Origin of the sequence: Streptomyces triticagri, from assembly GCF_003429565.1 — a bacterium.
GTDB classification, from domain to species: domain Bacteria; phylum Actinomycetota; class Actinomycetes; order Streptomycetales; family Streptomycetaceae; genus Streptomyces; species Streptomyces triticagri.
In genome coordinates, this window is the sequence record NZ_QUAK01000236.1 from 42,523 (window position 1) to 58,844 (window position 16,322).

The 16,322-nt window shown below is 70.9% G+C and carries 17 protein-coding genes; 12 read left to right on the plus strand and 5 right to left on the minus strand.

Annotated elements, in window-relative coordinates; all coding sequences use genetic code 11:
• Positions 1 to 25: 25 nt before the first annotated feature.
• On the minus strand, positions 26 to 676 hold the full coding sequence (locus tag DY218_RS32570; protein WP_128559785.1) for a superoxide dismutase: 651 nt from the start codon (positions 674 to 676) through the stop codon (positions 26 to 28).
• Positions 677 to 823: 147 nt separating this feature from the next.
• Positions 824 to 1,270, minus strand: coding sequence for a DUF1772 domain-containing protein (locus tag DY218_RS32575; RefSeq protein WP_128559786.1), 447 nt, complete (start codon positions 1,268 to 1,270; stop codon positions 824 to 826).
• 91 nt (positions 1,271 to 1,361) lie between these two features.
• Between DY218_RS32575 and DY218_RS32580 the strand changes: the two genes are divergently transcribed.
• Positions 1,362 to 1,940 (plus strand): TetR/AcrR family transcriptional regulator, encoded by a 579-nt coding sequence (locus tag DY218_RS32580; RefSeq protein WP_128559787.1) that lies wholly within the window; start codon positions 1,362 to 1,364, stop codon positions 1,938 to 1,940.
• 48 nt (positions 1,941 to 1,988) lie between these two features.
• On the opposite strand, the gene DY218_RS32585 is transcribed toward DY218_RS32580, so the two are convergent.
• The 3 genes from DY218_RS32585 to DY218_RS32595 all read right to left on the minus strand — a co-directional run bounded on the left by DY218_RS32585 (position 1,989) and on the right by DY218_RS32595 (position 4,579).
• Entirely contained in the window at positions 1,989 to 2,633 is a 645-nt protein-coding gene (locus tag DY218_RS32585; RefSeq protein WP_128559788.1) for a LuxR C-terminal-related transcriptional regulator, read from the minus strand.
• Positions 2,597 to 3,931 carry a sensor histidine kinase gene (locus DY218_RS32590; RefSeq protein WP_128559789.1) on the minus strand — a complete coding sequence of 445 codons (1,335 nt, stop codon included), beginning with the start codon at positions 3,929 to 3,931 and terminating at the stop codon, positions 2,597 to 2,599. The genes DY218_RS32585 and DY218_RS32590 overlap by 37 nt, the downstream gene beginning before the upstream one ends.
• A gap of 165 nt (positions 3,932 to 4,096) precedes the next feature.
• Positions 4,097 to 4,579, minus strand: a complete 483-nt coding sequence (locus DY218_RS32595) for a MaoC family dehydratase (protein ID WP_233522014.1) — start codon at positions 4,577 to 4,579, stop codon at positions 4,097 to 4,099.
• 132 nt (positions 4,580 to 4,711) lie between these two features.
• On the opposite strand from DY218_RS32595, the gene DY218_RS32600 reads away from it, so the two are divergent.
• From DY218_RS32600 to DY218_RS32650, 11 genes are all read left to right on the plus strand, one after another.
• Positions 4,712 to 5,689, plus strand: coding sequence for a 3-oxoacyl-[acyl-carrier-protein] synthase III C-terminal domain-containing protein (locus DY218_RS32600; protein WP_233522015.1), 978 nt, complete (start codon positions 4,712 to 4,714; stop codon positions 5,687 to 5,689).
• Positions 5,690 to 5,796: 107 nt separating this feature from the next.
• On the plus strand, positions 5,797 to 7,221 hold the full coding sequence (locus DY218_RS32605) for a preATP grasp domain-containing protein (RefSeq protein WP_128559790.1): 1,425 nt from the start codon (positions 5,797 to 5,799) through the stop codon (positions 7,219 to 7,221).
• The gene (locus DY218_RS32610) at positions 7,218 to 8,498 is read left to right on the plus strand and encodes a type III PLP-dependent enzyme (RefSeq protein WP_128559791.1); all 1,281 of its coding nucleotides are present in this window, start codon (positions 7,218 to 7,220) and stop codon (positions 8,496 to 8,498) included. The genes DY218_RS32605 and DY218_RS32610 overlap by 4 nt, the downstream gene beginning before the upstream one ends.
• A gap of 60 nt (positions 8,499 to 8,558) precedes the next feature.
• Entirely contained in the window at positions 8,559 to 8,834 is a 276-nt protein-coding gene (locus DY218_RS32615; protein WP_128559792.1) for an acyl carrier protein, read from the plus strand.
• A 2-nt stretch (positions 8,835 to 8,836) separates the two neighbouring features.
• Entirely contained in the window at positions 8,837 to 9,664 is an 828-nt protein-coding gene (locus tag DY218_RS32620) for a hypothetical protein (RefSeq protein WP_233522016.1), read from the plus strand.
• On the plus strand, positions 9,642 to 10,403 hold the full coding sequence (locus tag DY218_RS32625) for a hypothetical protein (RefSeq protein ID WP_199566927.1): 762 nt from the start codon (positions 9,642 to 9,644) through the stop codon (positions 10,401 to 10,403). Before DY218_RS32620 ends, DY218_RS32625 begins: the two co-directional genes overlap by 23 nt.
• Positions 10,400 to 11,530 carry an acyl-CoA dehydrogenase family protein gene (locus DY218_RS32630; protein ID WP_233522017.1) on the plus strand — a complete coding sequence of 377 codons (1,131 nt, stop codon included), beginning with the start codon at positions 10,400 to 10,402 and terminating at the stop codon, positions 11,528 to 11,530. Before DY218_RS32625 ends, DY218_RS32630 begins: the two co-directional genes overlap by 4 nt.
• On the plus strand, positions 11,527 to 12,474 hold the full coding sequence (locus DY218_RS32635; protein ID WP_128559793.1) for a 4'-phosphopantetheinyl transferase family protein: 948 nt from the start codon (positions 11,527 to 11,529) through the stop codon (positions 12,472 to 12,474). Before DY218_RS32630 ends, DY218_RS32635 begins: the two co-directional genes overlap by 4 nt.
• A gap of 111 nt (positions 12,475 to 12,585) precedes the next feature.
• A complete protein-coding gene (locus DY218_RS32640; protein ID WP_128559794.1) occupies positions 12,586 to 14,787 on the plus strand; it encodes an MMPL family transporter in 2,202 nt (733 codons plus the stop codon).
• Between the two features lie 237 nt (positions 14,788 to 15,024).
• Positions 15,025 to 15,354 carry a helix-turn-helix domain-containing protein gene (locus DY218_RS32645; protein ID WP_158574183.1) on the plus strand — a complete coding sequence of 110 codons (330 nt, stop codon included), beginning with the start codon at positions 15,025 to 15,027 and terminating at the stop codon, positions 15,352 to 15,354.
• A gap of 144 nt (positions 15,355 to 15,498) precedes the next feature.
• The gene (locus tag DY218_RS32650) at positions 15,499 to 16,266 is read left to right on the plus strand and encodes an AfsR/SARP family transcriptional regulator (protein WP_128559796.1); all 768 of its coding nucleotides are present in this window, start codon (positions 15,499 to 15,501) and stop codon (positions 16,264 to 16,266) included.
• Positions 16,267 to 16,322: the final 56 nt, after the last annotated feature.

Sequence of the window (16,322 nt, forward strand, 5' to 3'; positions counted from 1 at the left end):
CGTCGTACGCCGTGACGGTCGACGGTTACGGCGCGAGGAGCAGGCTGTTCGTGCGCTCCTTGGCGGCGGCGTAACGCTTGGCCACGTCCTGCCAGTTGACGACGGCCCACATGGCCTCGATGAAGTCGACCTTCTGGTTCTTGTACTGCAGGTAGAAGGCGTGCTCCCAGGCGTCGAAGACCAGGATCGGGGTCGAGCCCTGGCCGACATTGCCCTGGTGGTCGTAGACCTGCTCGACGATCAGGCGGCCGCTGAGCGGCTCGTAGGCGAGGACGCCCCAGCCCGAACCCTGCGTCGTCGCCGCGGCCTTGGTGAGCTGGGCCTTGAACTTGGCGAAGGAGCCGAAGTACTCGGTGATCGCGTCCGCCAGCTCACCGACACCGTCGGCGGCGGTCGGCTCGCCGCCACCGCCGTCCTTCGGGCTGTTCATGTTGTGCCAGTAGATGCTGTGCAGGATGTGGCCGGAGAGGTGGAAGGCCAGGTTCTTCTCCAGGCCGTTGATCGAGCCCCAGGCGTCCTTGTCGCGGGCCTCCGCCAGCTGCTCCAGCGTGTCGTTCGCACCCTTCACGTACGCCGCGTGGTGCTTGTCGTGGTGCAGCTCGATGATCTGCGGATTGATCACCGGCTCGAGCGCCGCGTAGTCGTACGGAAGTTCCGGCAGCGTGTAGATCGCCAATTCCAACACCTCTGACGTTATTGCGAATGGTGTGCAGCTGCACGCTAACAGCAGCAAGAGGGGCGGGCGATCCGGCGCTGGACCTAGTTCGCAGGGCGCAGGGGGTGCATGGGGCGCGGTGCGGGCCGGTGCGTCGCGTCCGCGGGCTCAGGCGAGGGCGGCGACGAGCAGGGTGAAGGCGGCGAGGATGACGGCGACGCGGACGTAGTGCAGGCGGTCCCAGCGCTGCAGCTGCTGCTTCCAGTCGGCCGGCCGGTCGCCGGTGGTCCAGGTCTTGACGCGGTTGTTGATCGGGACGAGCAGCGCGATGGACATGATCACGCTGACGATCAGCAGGGCGCCGGCGGTGACGACGAGTCCGGTGCCGTCGCGGTCCCGGCCGGTGACGGCCCAGATCCCGACGAGGGCGAGCGAGCCGAAGTACCAGAACGGCATCACGGCGCCGCCCACCTTGGCCCCGTAAGTGCGGGCGAACAGGCCGGCGTCGCCGGGGAGTGCGTTGACCATCGGGTTGCTGAACGCGGGGACCGCGAATTCCACCCCCACCATCACGCCGACGACCACGGTGGTGAAGACCTCGAGTGCGGTGAGCATGATGGCGCCTCCTGGGATCTAGCAGTGCTAGCAGATGATGCGACGCTAGCACTGCTGTCGCTCGATTGTCTAGCAGTGCTAGGGTCGACTCATGTCGGTACAGGAACGCAAGCAGCGTGAACGGGCGGACCGAGAGCGCCTCATCGTCGCGACGGCCCGCGAACTCGCCGAGCAGCAGGGCTGGGACGCGGTCACCACGCGCCGGCTCGCCGAGCGCATCGAGTACAGCCAGCCCGTCCTCTACAGCCACTTCCGCGGCAAGCGCGAGATCATCGGCGCGGTGGCGCTCGAGGGCGCCGCGGACCTGGCGGCGGCGGTACGTGCGGCGGTCGCGCCCGCGGACGGACCGCGCGCCCGGGTCGGCGCCCTCGCCGGCGCCTACCTCGACTTCGCCGAGCGCAATCCGGCGGTCTACGACGCCATGTTCCAGCTCGAGGGCGGTCTCGCCTTCGCGCAGGAGGACACCCCCGAGCAGCTGAAGGACGCCTTCGCCGCTCTCCTCGAAACGCTCGGCGAGGTCGCCGGGGACGGGATCCACCCGGGCGTCTTCACCGAGGTGTTCTGGGCGTCCCTGCACGGCCTCGCGACCCTCACCCGAGCGGGCCGCCTGCCGCGCGAGTACACCGAGCAGCGACTGGACCTGCTGGTGGACCGGCTGAGCTCGATCTGAGCGGGCCGCGTCCGCAGCCCGGGGCGAGGGGAGCAGGCGCCGCGGCGGCTACCGGTCCAGATACGCCAGTACGGCCAGCACCCGGCGATTGTCCGTGTCGGACGGGGGCAGGCCGAGCTTCGGGAAAATGTTGCCGATGTGCTTGGCGACGGCCTTCTCCGTGATGAACAGGGCCTCCGCGATACCGGCGTTGGAGCGGCCCTGCGCCAGGCACTCCAGCACCTCGCGCTCCCGCTCGGTCAGCGAGTTCATCGGCTCGTCGCGGTTCTTGCCGGTCACCAGTTTGGAGACCACCTCGGGGTCCATCGCCGTGCCGCCGGAGGCCACCCGGTCGATGGTGGCGACGAACTCCGCGCCGTTCGACACCCGTTCCTTGAGCACATAGCCGACGCCCGAGCTGCCCGTGGACAGCAACTCACGGGCGTAAAGCGGCTCCACGTACTGCGAGAGCAGCAACACCGGCAGTCCCGGCTGCTGTTGGCGGGCGGCCACCGCCGCGCGCAGGCCCTCGTCGCTGAAGCCCGGCGGGAGCCGGACATCGACGATCGCGATGTCCGGCTCCTGCTCGGTGAGTTGGCGCTGCAGCTCCGGGCCGTTGTCCACGGCCGCCACCACCTCGTGGCCGAAGGCGCCGAGGAGGCGGCTGAGCCCGTCCCTCAGGAGGAAGTGGTCTTCGGCGAGGACAATGCGCACGGCAGCTCCATGGTCACCATGGTCGGGCCGTTGAGCGGGCTGCTCACGGCGAGGACTCCGTCGAAGGTGGCCAGGCGGCGCTCGATGCCGCGCAGCCCGGTGCCGGCGGTGATGTCGGCGCCGCCGCGGCCGTTGTCGGTGACGGTGATGCGCAGCATGCCGGCCTCGTGACGGATGTCGATCCAGCAGCGCTCGGCGCCCGAGTGCTTCGCCGCGTTCGCCAGGATCTCCGAGACCGCGAAGTACGCGGCGGACTCGACCGGAGGCTCCGGACGCGCCGGAAGGTCCACCTCGACCTCGGTGCGCAGCTGGCTGATCATCGCCAAGGAGCGTACGGCATCGCCCAGTCCGCGGTCGGCGAGCACCGGCGGGTGGATGCCGCGCACCAGGTCGCGGAGCTCCGCGAGCGCCTTGTTCGACGACTGGCGGGCCTCCACGAGCAGCGCACGTACCGCATCCGGGTTGGACTCGAGGAGCTGCTCGGCCGCGTCCAGGGTCATGCCCATCGCCACCAGGCGGGCCTGGGCGCCGTCGTGCAGATCGCGCTCGATGCGGCGGATCTCGGCCATCTGGGTGTCCACGGCGTCCGAGCGGGTGGCCGTCAGATGCTCGATCCGGCCGGCCATCAGCTCGGCGTCACTGGGTGCGAGGAACGCCCGCAGATAGCGCGAGTGCTGACGCACCGCACGCGGACCCGCCCAGAAGAACGCCAGCGGGAACTGCACGGCGCCGAGCAGCCCGGCGAGTATCGCCGTACCCACCCCGTCGACCGGGATGAACAGGTACCAGATGCTGTCCCAGGAGTCCGAGAGCTGCGCACCGAAGACCGCGGTGGTCAGACCCCAGATCCCGCTGAGTACGAGCAGCAGCGGACCGAAGGAGATCGCGCCGCCGACGATCGGGTCCAGGGTCACCCAGCGCCAGTCGCGGGCGATCTGGTTGTCCTTGTCGACGAGCTTGGTGCGCAGCGCCCGGCCCTGGTCCGCCGATGCGGGGATCTCCGGGTAGGCGGCGGGGATCTCCACCCCCGACCACTCGGCGGCCAGCGCCCGCTGCCGGTCGGCGAGGCTCCGCACCCGCCGTACCGCGCTCGGCATGAGCTTCAGTCCCAGCGGGCCGCTCAGCGTCAGATAGACGAAGAAGAGCCACAACGAGAGCCAGAACGCCCGGCACGACAGGCCCCACAGCACCAGCGACCGGCGGAACCCGACCGGACCGGAGGAGAGGGGAGCCGGCGCGGTGCCCGTACCTGAGCTGCTCCGCGGCACGCTGCCGGCGGACGGTCGCGTGGTGTCCATGAGGCCAACGCCTTTCTGTCTGGGGACGTTTCGGTGTGCGGGGCGTGGTTCGGCTGCGTCCGCATCGCCATTATGTGAGCTCGCCGGGCCCGGAGTCGGTGGTAGTAACTCCCCTCCGTACGGCGACGAAACTCCCCTCTTGTCCGGCGCCGGTGCGGGCCGCGGTCAGGGAGTCAGGCGCGACAGGGTGTCCGCGGTGCACACCGGGCCCGTCTCGTCCTCGGCCTCCACGCTCACCCGCATCCCGTAGATGCAGCCGCCGGGCAGCACGCGTACCGAGGTGAGCGTGCCGGTGCCGCGGATCCGGGTGCCCACCCTGACGGGGCGGTGGAAGCGGACCTTGTCCAGGCCGACCAGGATCGCCATGCTGATCCCCTCCACCCGGAAGAACGGGCGCATGATCTCCGGCAACATGCCGAGCGTCATGTAGCCGTGCGCGATGGTGGTGCCGAACTCGCTCTCCTTCGCGGCCCGTTCGGGGTCCGTGTGGATCCAGAGCAGGTCGCCCACCGAGTGGGCGTAGGCCGTCACATTGTCCTGGGTCACCTCGAACCAGCGGCTCGGTCCGAAGGTCTCGCCGTTCGCCCCGGCCAGCTCTCGGAGATCGTGGAAAGTCCGCATGGGGGTGCTGGGGTTGATAGTCCGCATGGGCCGATCCTGTGCGCCCGGCGGCGCCGGAACAAGCGCCGCCCGCCGCCCGGGGCCCTGCGGTCAGCGCGCGGTCAGCAGGTCGTCAGCGTGCCCGGCGAGTCTTGGCAGCAGGCCGAGCGGCATACCGCCGTGTCCGGACCCATCGGCTCCGCCCAGGACAACCGGAAGGTTCTGATGACGTCGATCGTCGCAGTCTCCAGCCATCTGCCCGAAACCGTGCCGCTCGCATCCCTCCAGGCGCAGATCGGTCTGAGCGATGTGCAGCTGCGGCGGTACGAGCGCTTCTACGGTCTCGCCGACGTGTGCCGCGACGAGGGCGCCACCGAGACCGATCTGCTGCGCCGGGCGGTCGGCAAGCTGGCCGAACTGCCGGGCCAGGAGCACCGGGTGCGGTACGTCCTGCAGGCGCGCACCATGCCGTCGCCGCTGCCGTATCCGCTGACGTCGCTCGGGCCGCTGCGGCAGGAGCTGGGCCTCGAGCACGCCCGTTCCTTCGTGGTCTCGCACCACGCCTGCGCCTCCGGGCTGCTCGCCGTGGACATGGCCGGGATGCTGCTCGCCGCGGACGGCGACCCGGACGCGCTCGCGCTCGTCCTGGCGGGCGAGAAGGCCTGCACGCACCGCACCCAGTCGATCCAGGACGTCACGGTGATGGGCGAGGGCGCCGTCGCGATGCTGGTGAGCGGGCGGGACCGCGGCCCCGACCGGATGCTGGGCTATGCGAGCCGGATGCATCCGCGGTTCCACTCCGACTTCATCCTCGCCGGCGAGAAGGCGAAGGACTTTCAGGAGCTGTATCTGCCGGCCCTGTGCGAGGTGATCGCCACGGCGCTCGACGAGGCCGGCTGCTCCGTCGACGAGCTGTCCCTGGTGCTCGCGCACAACGTGAACCGGCTGTCCTGGATGGGCGCGGCCAAGGCGCTCGGCATCCCGATGGAGAAGATCTTCCTCGACCTGGTGGGGGAGGCCGGGCACTGCTTCTGCGCCGATCCGTTCCTGAATCTGCAGCGGGCCTCGGAGCAGGGCCGGCTGCGGCCGGGCGACCGCTATCTGATGACCAGCGTGGGCCTCGGGGCGACCTTCTCGGCCATGGTCTTCGAGCACTGAAGCGTCCGGTGTCCCGCGCCGGACCGGGACCGCCCCTCCCGCACCGGACCGGCGACCGCCGCCCCGACATCCGCAGCACACCCACCCACTGACGAGGGTTCATCACCATGACGACACAGTCCGCCGGGTTCACCGACCGGCTCCGGCACGCCGTGACCGGCGGGGCCGGCACCCCGCTGGTCCTGCTCGGGAACTTCGAGGTCGAGAACCAGTGGGCGCGCGGCGAGCCCGCGCTCCCGCGGGTGGCCGCACACGCGGGCAGCGCCGTGGTGAACAGCATGGACGAGTTCGCGCTGCTGCTCGGCGGTCCGTACGACCACGTGGTGCTCAAGTCCGCGCCGGACGAGGGATACCGGCGCTATCTGGAGAGCCTCGGCCTGCGGCTGCCGACCGTGCACGTGGTGGCGCACGCCGATCCGCGGCGCACCGTCACCGAGGACGCGCTCGAGGACCCCGGCCTCATCAAGACCCTGGCCGGACTCGCGGCCGGTGGCGCCCGGCTGTCCGCGCACGGCGTCTCGACCGTGGAGGAGCGGCTCGCCGAGGCGACCGGCCTCGGCCTCGCGGCCCCGGACGCCGCACTGTGCAAGCGGGTCAACTCCAAGATCTACAGCCGTCGTGCCGCCGACGAGCTCGGGCTGCGCCAGGCGCGCGGCTGGGCCTGCGACACCCTGGAGGAACTGGCGGACGCGGTGCGGGGCGCGGGCGAGCTCCTCGCGTCCGGCCGGAAGGTCGTGGTCAAGGACGCCTACGGGGTGTCGGGCAAGGGCATCGTCGTACTCGACAGCGAGCAGCGGCTCGCACGGCTGCACCGGATGGCCGAGGCACAGGCGAAGCGGGCGGCGGCGGACGACGGAGCGGTGCGCACCTCGCTGGTCATCGAGGAGTGGGTCGCCAAGCGGTGTGACCTCAACTACCAGTTCACCGTGGACCGTTCGGGTTCGGTGCACTTCGACTTCGTCAAGGAGGCGCTGACCGAGGCCGGGGTGCACAAGGGTCATCGGATGCCCGCGCGGCTCGACGGCGCACAGACCGGCGAGCTGCGCGAGGCGGCCCGGTTGATCGGTGAACGCCTCGCCGCGGACGGCTACTTCGGCGTGGTCGGGGTGGACGCGATGGTCGCCCCTGACGAGAGCCTCTACCCGGTCCTGGAGATCAACGCCCGCAACAACATGTCCACCTATCAGTCCGTGGTGCACGACGGTGCGCGCCCGCTCGCCGGGCCGGGGCAGGTCGCGGTGGCGCGGCACTACCCGGTGCGGCTCACCCGCCCGTTCGGCTTCGACGAGATGCGCGGCGTACTGGACGGACTGCTGCTCGAACGGGGTCGTTCCGGCGGCCTGTTCGTGAACAACTACGCGACCGTGAACGCCGCCTGGGCGCCCGGTCCGCGGCCGGACGGTGCCGCGGCCGAGCCCTTCGAGGGGCGGCTGTACGGCGTGCTCGTGGAGGACGGCGCCGAGCGCCTGGACGCACTCGACGCCGACATCACCCGCCGGCTGGCGGACCTGACAGAACGGAGCGCGGCGTGAGCGTCGCTGGTGAGGTGCAGGGAATCGGTTTCGGCGAGCTCGCCGATCAGTTCGGTACACCGCTCTACCTGTACGACGGGGCGGAGATCCGGAGCCGGTTCGGGGATCTGCGGGAGAGGCTGCACGACCGTCTCGAGGTGTTCTACTCGCTCAAGGCCAATCCGAATGTCTCGGTCTGTGCGCTGCTGCACTCCTGCGGCGCGCGTGCCGAGGTGTCGTCGCTGACCGAGCTGGTCACCGCGCGGCGGGCGGGCGTCGCCCCGCAGGACATCGTCTTCCTCGGCCCGGGCAAGAGCCGCACCGAGATCGAGGCCTGTCTGGACGAGGGCATCCACGCCGTGGTGTGCGAGTCGCTCGGCGAGCTGGCCCTGATCGACGCGGTGGCGCGGGAGCGCGGTGTGGTCGCCCCGGTCGCGCTGCGGGTCAACCCGAGCTTCCAGGTGAAGGGTTCGGGGCTGACCATGGGCGGCAAGCCGCGGCAGTTCGGCATGGACGAGGAGCAGCTGTTCGCCGAGCGGGACCTGGCGGCCCGCCATCCCGGGGTGCGGCTGATGGGCGTACAGGTGTATCTCGGGACGCGCATCCTGGCCGAGGAGGCGGTCGCGGAGAACACGGCCCGCATCCTCGAGCTGGCCGAACGCCTCGCGAAGGACCTGGAGTTCGAGCTCGAGACGGTCGACGTCGGCGGCGGTCTCGGTATCGCGTACTTCGACAACGAGCAGGACCTGGACGTCGGCAAGCTGGCCGAGCTGGTCAACCCGATCGTGCAGGACTTCACCGACCGGCACCCCGACACCCGGATGATCATGGAGCTGGGCAGGTTCCTGGTCGCGGCGTCCGGTACGTACGTGACCCGGGTGCGGTACACGAAGACGTCGATGGGCGAGCGGTTCGCCGTACTGGACGGCGGGACCAACCACCACATGGCGGCCGTCGGCATCGGCAGCTATGTGAAGCGCAACTTCCCGATGGTGGCCCTGGAGCGGCCGGACGCGCCGGCCACCGGACCGTGGCAGGTGACGGGGCCGCTGTGCACCCCGAACGACCTGCTCGGCAAGAAGGTCCAGCTGCCCGATCTGCGACCGGGCGAACTGGTCGGCGTGCTGCGCTCCGGCGCGTACGGGCCGACCGCGTCGCCCGTGCACTTCCTGAGCCACGGCTATCCGGCCGAGGTGCTCGTCGACGGCGGGAAGCCGTATCTGATCCGGGTGCGGGACGACGCGGAGGCGATGCTCGCCCAGCAGCGTCTGTACGTGCCGGCCGCCGCCGGAGTCTGACCGACCCTGACCCCGGCACCCGAGCGGAGCCGGGAGTGACCCAACTGCGAGGAGACAGCAATGACCGAGACCACGGCCGTGGCGACCCCCGAGGCCAAGCACCTGGACGCCGTGCGCAGCGCGCTCGGCGAGGTCCTCAGCAAGGACCTGTCCGACGCCACCGAGGAGGTGCGCCTCTTCGACGAGCTGGGCCTGGACTCCTCCAGCGCCCTGGAGCTGCTCATCACCATCGAGGACATCCTCGGCGTGCAGTTCGACGCGGAGGAACTGGAGATGACGCACTTCGAGACGATCGGCTCGCTCGCCGCCTTCGTCGCCACCGAAGCGGGCGCGTAGGCATGTACCGTACGTCGGCGCCCCAGTGGCGCGACGGGGGAAGCACCACGTCGCACCGCGGTACCGCGGTGCCCCGCCTGGTGCGGGCCGCCTGGCGCACCGCGTCGGGGCCGGGGGAGGCGTACGACCCGGCGACGGTGCACGAGGACCATCTGCGCGAGGCCGCGGCACCGTACGGCGTGGAGTTCCGGCGTGAGCTGTTCGCCGGGACGGGCCGGCGCACCTCGGTGCAGCTGGCCGAGGCGGCGCTGAGCGGGCTGGGTCCGCTGCCGCCCGAGGAGGCGCCGGACGTGGTGGTGGTCGCGTACGCGACACCCGACTTCGAGCACGGTGAGCTGACGGCCGCCTATCTGAAGCACCGACTGCCCGGTGAACCACTGGCGTTCGCCGTTTCGGACCAGGGCGTCCTGGCGCCGTTCACCGCGCTGCGCGCCGGTATCGAGTACGCGCGCAGAGGCGGACTGCGGCGGGTGCTCGTGGTGATCGTGGACCAGAGTTCGCAGCCCTACGCGCTGCCGGAGGGCGACAGTCGGGCCGCCGAGCGGGACTCGGCGGTCGCGCTGCTCCTCGACTGGGACGCGGATGCGGACACCGCCCTCGGCGGCTGGGGCTTCGGTCCGGCGGAGTCGACCGAGCCGCCCGCCGGCCGGGTCATCCGGCCGCTGCCGGGGCTGCCCTGCACAGGAGTGTGGGCGGCACTGCTCGGCGACGGCGGGGCGACCGGCGGCACCGCCGTACTCGCGGACGCCGACGAGGAGCTCGGTCAACTGGCGTACTGCACGGTGGATCTGGAGGGGCTGAGGGCGGATGACGGCGCCGGCGGGAACTGAACGGCAGGACGCTCCGGGGCGCACCGACCCCCGGACCTACCGGGACGCCGCCCGGGAGGACGGCCTTGTCCCGGCGCTGACGCTGCTGACCCGGGCGCTCGAGCCCGGTGCGGTGCCGCGTGGGCCGGGAGGCCATGCGGTGCTGCCGCGGGAGGTCGTCGAGGAGGCGGGGGTGCCTGCCGAGTCCGCCGGTGCGGGGGCGGACCGGCCGTACGGTGCGGGGCGTTCGCTCGCCGGGGCGCTGGGACTGGCCGTACTCGATCCGCCCGCGGACCGGGAGCCGTACGCATCCCCGAATCCGGACGGGACGGCCGCACAGCCGCCGTGCGCCGGGACCGGCACGGGGACGGACTGGACGACCGGTCTTGCCTGGCTGCGCCTCGGCAGCTCCGAGGCGCTGCGGGACCTGTGTCTGAAGTGGCTCGCGGAGCGGGAGTCCGAGGGCTCGTCGCTGCTGATGAAGCAGATGGTGAAGGGCGCGCTCGCCGAGGTGCTCATCGAACAGCTCGAGATCGCGGCCGTCCTGGAGTCGGGGCCGTCGGCGCCGGTCGTGGAGCGGCTCCAGGAGCAGATCACCGGCGCGGACCGCGGCCTGCTGCGCCTGCTCGGCGCGTACGGCTTCACCGGCGACGGCCCGGGCCGGGACGCGTACGCCTCCGAGCTGCTCGCCGATGTGTACCGCGGCGCCGGCGACCGCGGGTGCGCCGGCCCGGACGCCGCCGAGGAGGGCGCCGGATGATTCGGGAGCTTCCCGACGGCATGGCCCGGCTGCGGGACCGCACCGCCTCCTGGGCGGGAGAGCTGCGCGCGGGCGCGCTCGGTCTCGACCGGGACCCGGAGGCGATCCGGGACCGTCTCGAGGAGCCCGCCGTACGGTTCCTGGCGGAGCTCGGCGGCGACGGACCGGTGACACCGGGGCGTGACACCCTCGAACGGGTGGTGGTGGCCGAGGAGTTGGCCCGCGGGGACGCGGGCGCGCTGCTCGCGTCGCCGGGGCCTTCGATGAGCGGTGTGCTCCTCGCGGTGCTCGGCAGCCCGGAGCAGCGCGACTGGTTCTACGGGCGGCTCGGCGAGCGGCCCACCTGGACGTGCTTCGCCCTGACCGAACCCGAACGGGGCTCCGCCATCGGCGAGATGAGCTCCGTGCTGACCCCCGACGGCGACGGCGGCTACGTACTGCACGGCACCAAGCGGTACGTGGGCAACGCGAGCCGTGCCGGGGTGGCCGCGGTGTTCGCCCGGGTGGCGGGGACGGAACGGCTCGGGGTGACCGCTGTTCTGGTGGACACCGCGGACCCCGGGTACCGGGCGCGGCCGCTGCCGATGCTCGGGCTGCGCGGGGCGCAGTTCTCCTCGGTCTCCCTGGATGGGGTGCGGGTGCCCGCGGACCGGGTGCTCGGCACCCATCTGTCGCCGGCCCGGCGCGGCATGTGGAGCATCGTGCAGGTCTTCAACCGGCTGCGGCCCAGCGTCGCGGCCATCGCGCTCGGCATCGCCAGGGCCGCGCACGAGTACGTCGGCGAGCAGCGCGGCACCCTGCGGGGCGCCGAGCGCGAGCGGTACGAGGAGCTCGGCCGGCGGATCGACGCGGCGCGGCTGCTCACCTACCGGGCCGCGGACGCCGTGGACGCCAGGCCGTCGGCCGGTCATCTCGGTTCGGCGGCCAAGGCGCGGGCAGCGGTGCTCGCGGAGGACGTGACCCGGTCGGCGCTCGGGTTCTTCGGCCCCGGCGCGCGGCTCGACCATCCACTGCTCGACAAGCTGGCGCGGGACGCGCGGGGCGTGGAGTTCATGGAAGGCGCGGGCAACATCCAGAAACTGACCCTCTTCCACGGTCTGCAGGCCGGGAAGGTCGGCCGGCCGTGACGGCGGGCGACTCGGTGGACGACTCGACGGGCGACTCGGCGGGCAGCTCGTCCACCGGGCCGCCGTCCTCGGTGGACGTCTGGCGCATCCCGCTCGGCCCCGGCGTGGACGACGCCACGCTCGGTGCGCTGTACGGACTGCTCGACGCCCAGGAGCGGGCCAGGGCCCGCGCGGCGAGCCGTCCGGATCTGCGCAGACACTTCGTCCTCTCGCACGGGGCGACCCGGCTCATCCTCGGCCGCAGGCTGGGGGCGGAGCCGGGTTCCTTGCGTTTTGTGCGGGGGCGTTGGGGCAAGCCCGAGGTCGCCGGTGCGGGTGCGGTCCGCTTCAGCCTGGCGCACTCCGGTGAGTTGGCCCTGGTCGCGGTCACCGGGTCGGGCCGGTCGGTGGGGGTCGACGTCGAGGCGTGGCGGAGCAGGGGCGGTGCCGGGCGGCTGGCCGCACGCTTCTTCACGCCGGACGAGCAGGAGCGGGTGACGGCTGCGGCGGACGCCGCCCGGGTCTTCACCCGGCTGTGGGCCCGCAAGGAGGCATGTGTGAAATCTGCCGGCGTACGTCTGGCGGACGGACTGCCGGTACGGGTCGACCGGCTCGGTGACGGAGCCGGCGGAACCGGGCACTCAGGCGGGACCGCGCACTCAGGCGGAACCAGTCACTCCGGCAGAACCGGGAAATCCGCGGATACGGAGGAATGCGCCGCCGTGCAATCGGCCGTGGTCACCGGACCGTGCGGTCCGGAGCCCGGTCCCTGGGCGCTCACCGATCTGGAATGGCCGGACGCCGGACATGCGGCGGCCGTCGCGCTTTCCGGGGACGGCGTGTTCCAAGTGGAATGCCACGACGTGTGGTTCGGCGAAGGCACCCGTGACGGGATTCGGATGCAATTGCATGACGGATGTGCCGCGGTGCGTCATCGTGGTTGCGCGGGGATGGCAAGTGGATAAAACTCCCCCTGTCCTTGGGGTACTTCTACCCGTGTGTGATCAACAGGCCGTGCATAGCGTTGAGTTCATCGGCAACTCGGACGGCGCGGAATCGGAAAGGAACGGCATTTCGTGAGCAGTAACGGCTTGATCACGCGGACGGCACGCTGGAGCGCGACGCATCCATGGTGGGCGATCACCCTGTGGGTGGTGTTCGTGGTCTGCGCGCTGGCGGCCGGCAGCGCCACGGGCACCCAGCGGGCCACCGATGCCGACCTGGCCATCGGACAGTCCGGACGAGCGGCGGAGATAGCCAAGGCCGGCGGGCTCGAGGACCGTGCCATGGAGAGTGTGCTCGTCACTCCCTACGAGGGCGAGAAGCTCGACCGGGCGGCGGCCGGACAGGCCGTCGAGGATGCCACGGCTCAGCTCCGCGAGGTCGACGGCATCGCCTCGATCGGCAAGCCGGTGCCCGCGCCCGACGGCTCGGCGCTGCTGGTCCCGGTGTATCTCGAGGGCGATTCGGAGACCGCGGACGCCCGGGTGCAGCCGTTGATCGACACCGTCGACGAGGTGCAGCGCGAGCACCACCGGGTGCGGGTGGAACTGGTCGGCGCCGCGTCCATCAAGGCCGGCCTCAACGAGATGCTGAACAAGGACCTGGCCAAGGCCACCGTTCTGAGCCTGCCCGTCACCCTGATCGTGATGGTGTTCGTCTTCGGCGCGATCGTGGCGGCCGGGGTCCCCGTACTGCTCGGCCTCTCCGCCGTCGCCGCCGGCCTCGGCCTGTGGGGTGTGGCGTCCCAACTGGTGCCGGACCCGGGCCCGGTGACCCATGTCATCGTCCTGATGGGCATGGCGATCGGAGTCGACTACTCCCTCTTCTACCTCAAGCGGCAGCGTGAGGAACGGGCCCTCGGCGCCGACAACGTGGACGCCATCCAGATCGCGGCGGCCACCTCCGGGCATGCCGTCCTGGTCTCCGGCACGGTCGTCATGGTGTCCATGGGGGCGCTGTATCTGGCGGGCCATGTCGCGTTCGAGTCGATGGCCACCGGTGCCGTCCTGGTCGTCGCCATCGCGATCGTCGCGTCGCTGACCGCGCTGCCCGCGCTGCTCTCCAAGTTCGGCCGCTACCTGGACAAGCCGAGGGTCCCGCTGGTGTGGCGGCTGACCGCGCGGACCGGCCGGCCGCGGCTGTGGTCGACGATGCTGAAGCCGTCGCTGCGGCACCCGGTGATCTCGCTCATCGTGTCGGTGGGTGTGCTGCTGCTCCTCGCGCTGCCCGCCCTCGACCTGAAGCTCAAGGCGACCGGCATCGACGACCTGCCGAAGTCCATCCCGGCCATGCAGGCCAACGAGCGCCTGGTGAAGTCCTTCCCGAGCGAGGCGGACACGCACACGGTGGCCGCCGAGGTCCCGGCGGGCCAGGAGGACCGGCTGCGGGCGGCGATGGACGAACTGGCGGCAAGGGCCGGCAAGGACCCGCTGTTCACGACGGTCCCCGAGGCGGAGGTCAAGGTCTCCGAGGACGGGCGGGTGGCGACCGTCGCCGTGGGCACCCGCTTCAGCAGCAGTTCCTCCGACGCCCAGAAGTCCCTGGACCGGCTGCGCGCCGACCTGGCACCGGCGACGATCGGGAAGATCGACGGCGCCGAGTTCGCGGTGGGCGGCAGCGATGTGGCCTACGACGTGGACTACCGGGCCAATGTCGTCGAGAAGATGCCCTGGGTGCTCGGCATCGCCCTGGCCCTGACGTTCCTGGTGATGGCGCTGGCCTTCCGTTCGGTGATGCTGGCGCTGATCACCGTGGTGCTGAACGTGCTCTCCGCCGTCGCCTCGTTCGGCCTGCTCGCGCTGATCTTCCAGCGGACCTGGGCGGAGGGCATCCTCGGCTTCGAGTCGACGGGCCGAGTGGTGGCCTGGCTGCCCCTGATGCTCTTCGTCATCCTGCTCGGCCTGTCGATGGACTACCACGTCTTCGTCGTCAGCCGGATCCGGGAGGCCGCGCGCGGCGGGCTCTCCATCAAGGAGGCGGTGGAGCAGGGCATCACCCGGACCGCGGGCGTGGTGACCAGCGCGGCGGTGGTGATGGTGTCGGTGTTCATGCTGCTCGCGGCGCTGAACTTCATCGAGATGAAGCAGATGGGCGTGGGCATGGCGTGCGCTGTGCTCCTCGACGCCACGCTGATCCGGATCGTGGTCCTGCCGTCCGTGGTGACCCTGCTCGGCTGGCGGACCTGGTGGCCGTCCCGCCTCGCCCAGCAGGACGAGACCCGGACGATCCCGATGCCGGAGCCGGCCCGCGCGCCGACGCTGATCGAGACCAGGTGAGCGCTCGGGGCAAGCCCTGAGTCCGTCACCGGACGGACACAGAACACTGCGAGGGACCGGCCAACTCCGGTCCCTCGCAGTCGTTTTGGGGCCACGGATGCGTAACTCGCCCTTTTTCGACCGATGCTGATGCCTCGTGTATGTAACGTGTGTGTCCTGTAGTGAAAGTTGTAAGATCGCGGTGCGCCGTTTTGGCACATGATGGTGGCCTTGGTAGAGCGCGTACGGGGGTTCGCAATGGCTGCGTCAGCTGCCGGTCGGTTCGAGATGCCCTTCGAGATGCCCGAGGGGCCTGTCGTCTCCTCCCGCTGGCAGGGTGAGCTGGGCAGAGTCGCCCTGCTCTCGGAGCGGGAGCTCCAGGTCTTCTCGCTGCTCGGTGTCGGTTTCTCCAATCGCGGTATCGCGACCGCGCTCGACGTGACCGAACGGACGGTGAAGGCCCATGTGGCCCGGATACTCACCAAACTAGAAGTGGAATCCAGACTTCAGGTGGGTCTCGTGGCTCAGGCTTACCAACTGATGTACCAAGGTACAGTTTCGGCGATCAAACCCTTGCCCGATAATTGATTCCGCTTGTCGAATCACTCGAATCTCGCTCGCGGCGCCCATGCGCAGACCGAAGCGCCCATGCGCAGACCGAAGCGAGAGAGCCGCCGCCCGTGAGGCGCCGCCGAGGATTTGCTGAGGTTTTACATTGCGACAGGGGGATAAGTGCACATCGGAATTCTGGGGCCCTTACTGGTCGGGGACGGCACACGGTCGGTGGCTCTGCGCGCGAAGAAGATTCGCGTGATGGTCGCCATGCTGGCCCTCAACCCGGGCCGGGTGGTGGCATTCGACGAGTTGATGGACGAGCTCTGGGGCGAGGCGCCCCTCAAGAACGCGCGGAACGCACTGCAGGCGAATGTCAAACGCCTGCGCAAATCGCTCGGTGAGCTCGGCCTCGACGATTCGGAGCAGGGACGCGTGCAGACCGTGGACAACGGCTATCTGCTCGACGTACCCGAGGACGCACTGGACGCGTACCGGTTCCTGCGCACGGCCGAGCGGGGAGCCGCGCTGGTCGACGGGCGTCCGCACGAGGCCATCACCCTGCTGCGTGAATCACTGGCCATGTGGCGCGGACCGGCCCTCCTCGACGCCAGCGACGGCCCGCGCTGCCGGGCCATGGCACTGCGCTTCGACGAACAGCGCCGGGCCGTACGGGAGGACCTGATCTCCGCGCAGCTGCAGATCGGTGACGCGGCCGCGGTCATCCCCGAGCTCCAGCAGCTGCTCGCCCAGTATCCCGAACGGGAGCGCTTCAGCGAGCAGTTGATGCTGGCGCTCTACCGGTGCGGGCGGCAGACCGAGGCGATCGACATCTTCCACCGCACCCGCCGGCAGCTGGACCTCGAGCTCGGCCTCAAGCCGAGCCGCCGGCTGGCCGGTCTCTACCAGGCCATCCTGATCCAGGACCCCGCCCTGCAGGAGCAGTAGCGCGGGCCCGCCGCCCGCGGGGGGCGGCCGGCCCGCATCCAGCGGTCGAAGCGAAT

Coding starts and splice junctions, on each gene's coding strand:
- DY218_RS32575 (WP_128559786.1), bottom strand. CDS start 1,270: ATGCTCACCGCACTCGAGGTCTTCACCACCGTGGTCGTCGGCGTGATG.
- DY218_RS32580 (WP_128559787.1), top strand. CDS start 1,362: ATGTCGGTACAGGAACGCAAGCAGCGTGAACGGGCGGACCGAGAGCGC.
- DY218_RS32590 (WP_128559789.1), bottom strand. CDS start 3,931: ATGGACACCACGCGACCGTCCGCCGGCAGCGTGCCGCGGAGCAGCTCA.
- DY218_RS32595 (WP_233522014.1), bottom strand. CDS start 4,579: ATGCGGACTATCAACCCCAGCACCCCCATGCGGACTTTCCACGATCTC.
- DY218_RS32605 (WP_128559790.1), top strand. CDS start 5,797: ATGACGACACAGTCCGCCGGGTTCACCGACCGGCTCCGGCACGCCGTG.
- DY218_RS32615 (WP_128559792.1), top strand. CDS start 8,559: ATGACCGAGACCACGGCCGTGGCGACCCCCGAGGCCAAGCACCTGGAC.
- DY218_RS32620 (WP_233522016.1), top strand. CDS start 8,837: ATGTACCGTACGTCGGCGCCCCAGTGGCGCGACGGGGGAAGCACCACG.
- DY218_RS32625 (WP_199566927.1), top strand. CDS start 9,642: ATGACGGCGCCGGCGGGAACTGAACGGCAGGACGCTCCGGGGCGCACC.
- DY218_RS32630 (WP_233522017.1), top strand. CDS start 10,400: ATGATTCGGGAGCTTCCCGACGGCATGGCCCGGCTGCGGGACCGCACC.
- DY218_RS32645 (WP_158574183.1), top strand. CDS start 15,025: ATGGCTGCGTCAGCTGCCGGTCGGTTCGAGATGCCCTTCGAGATGCCC.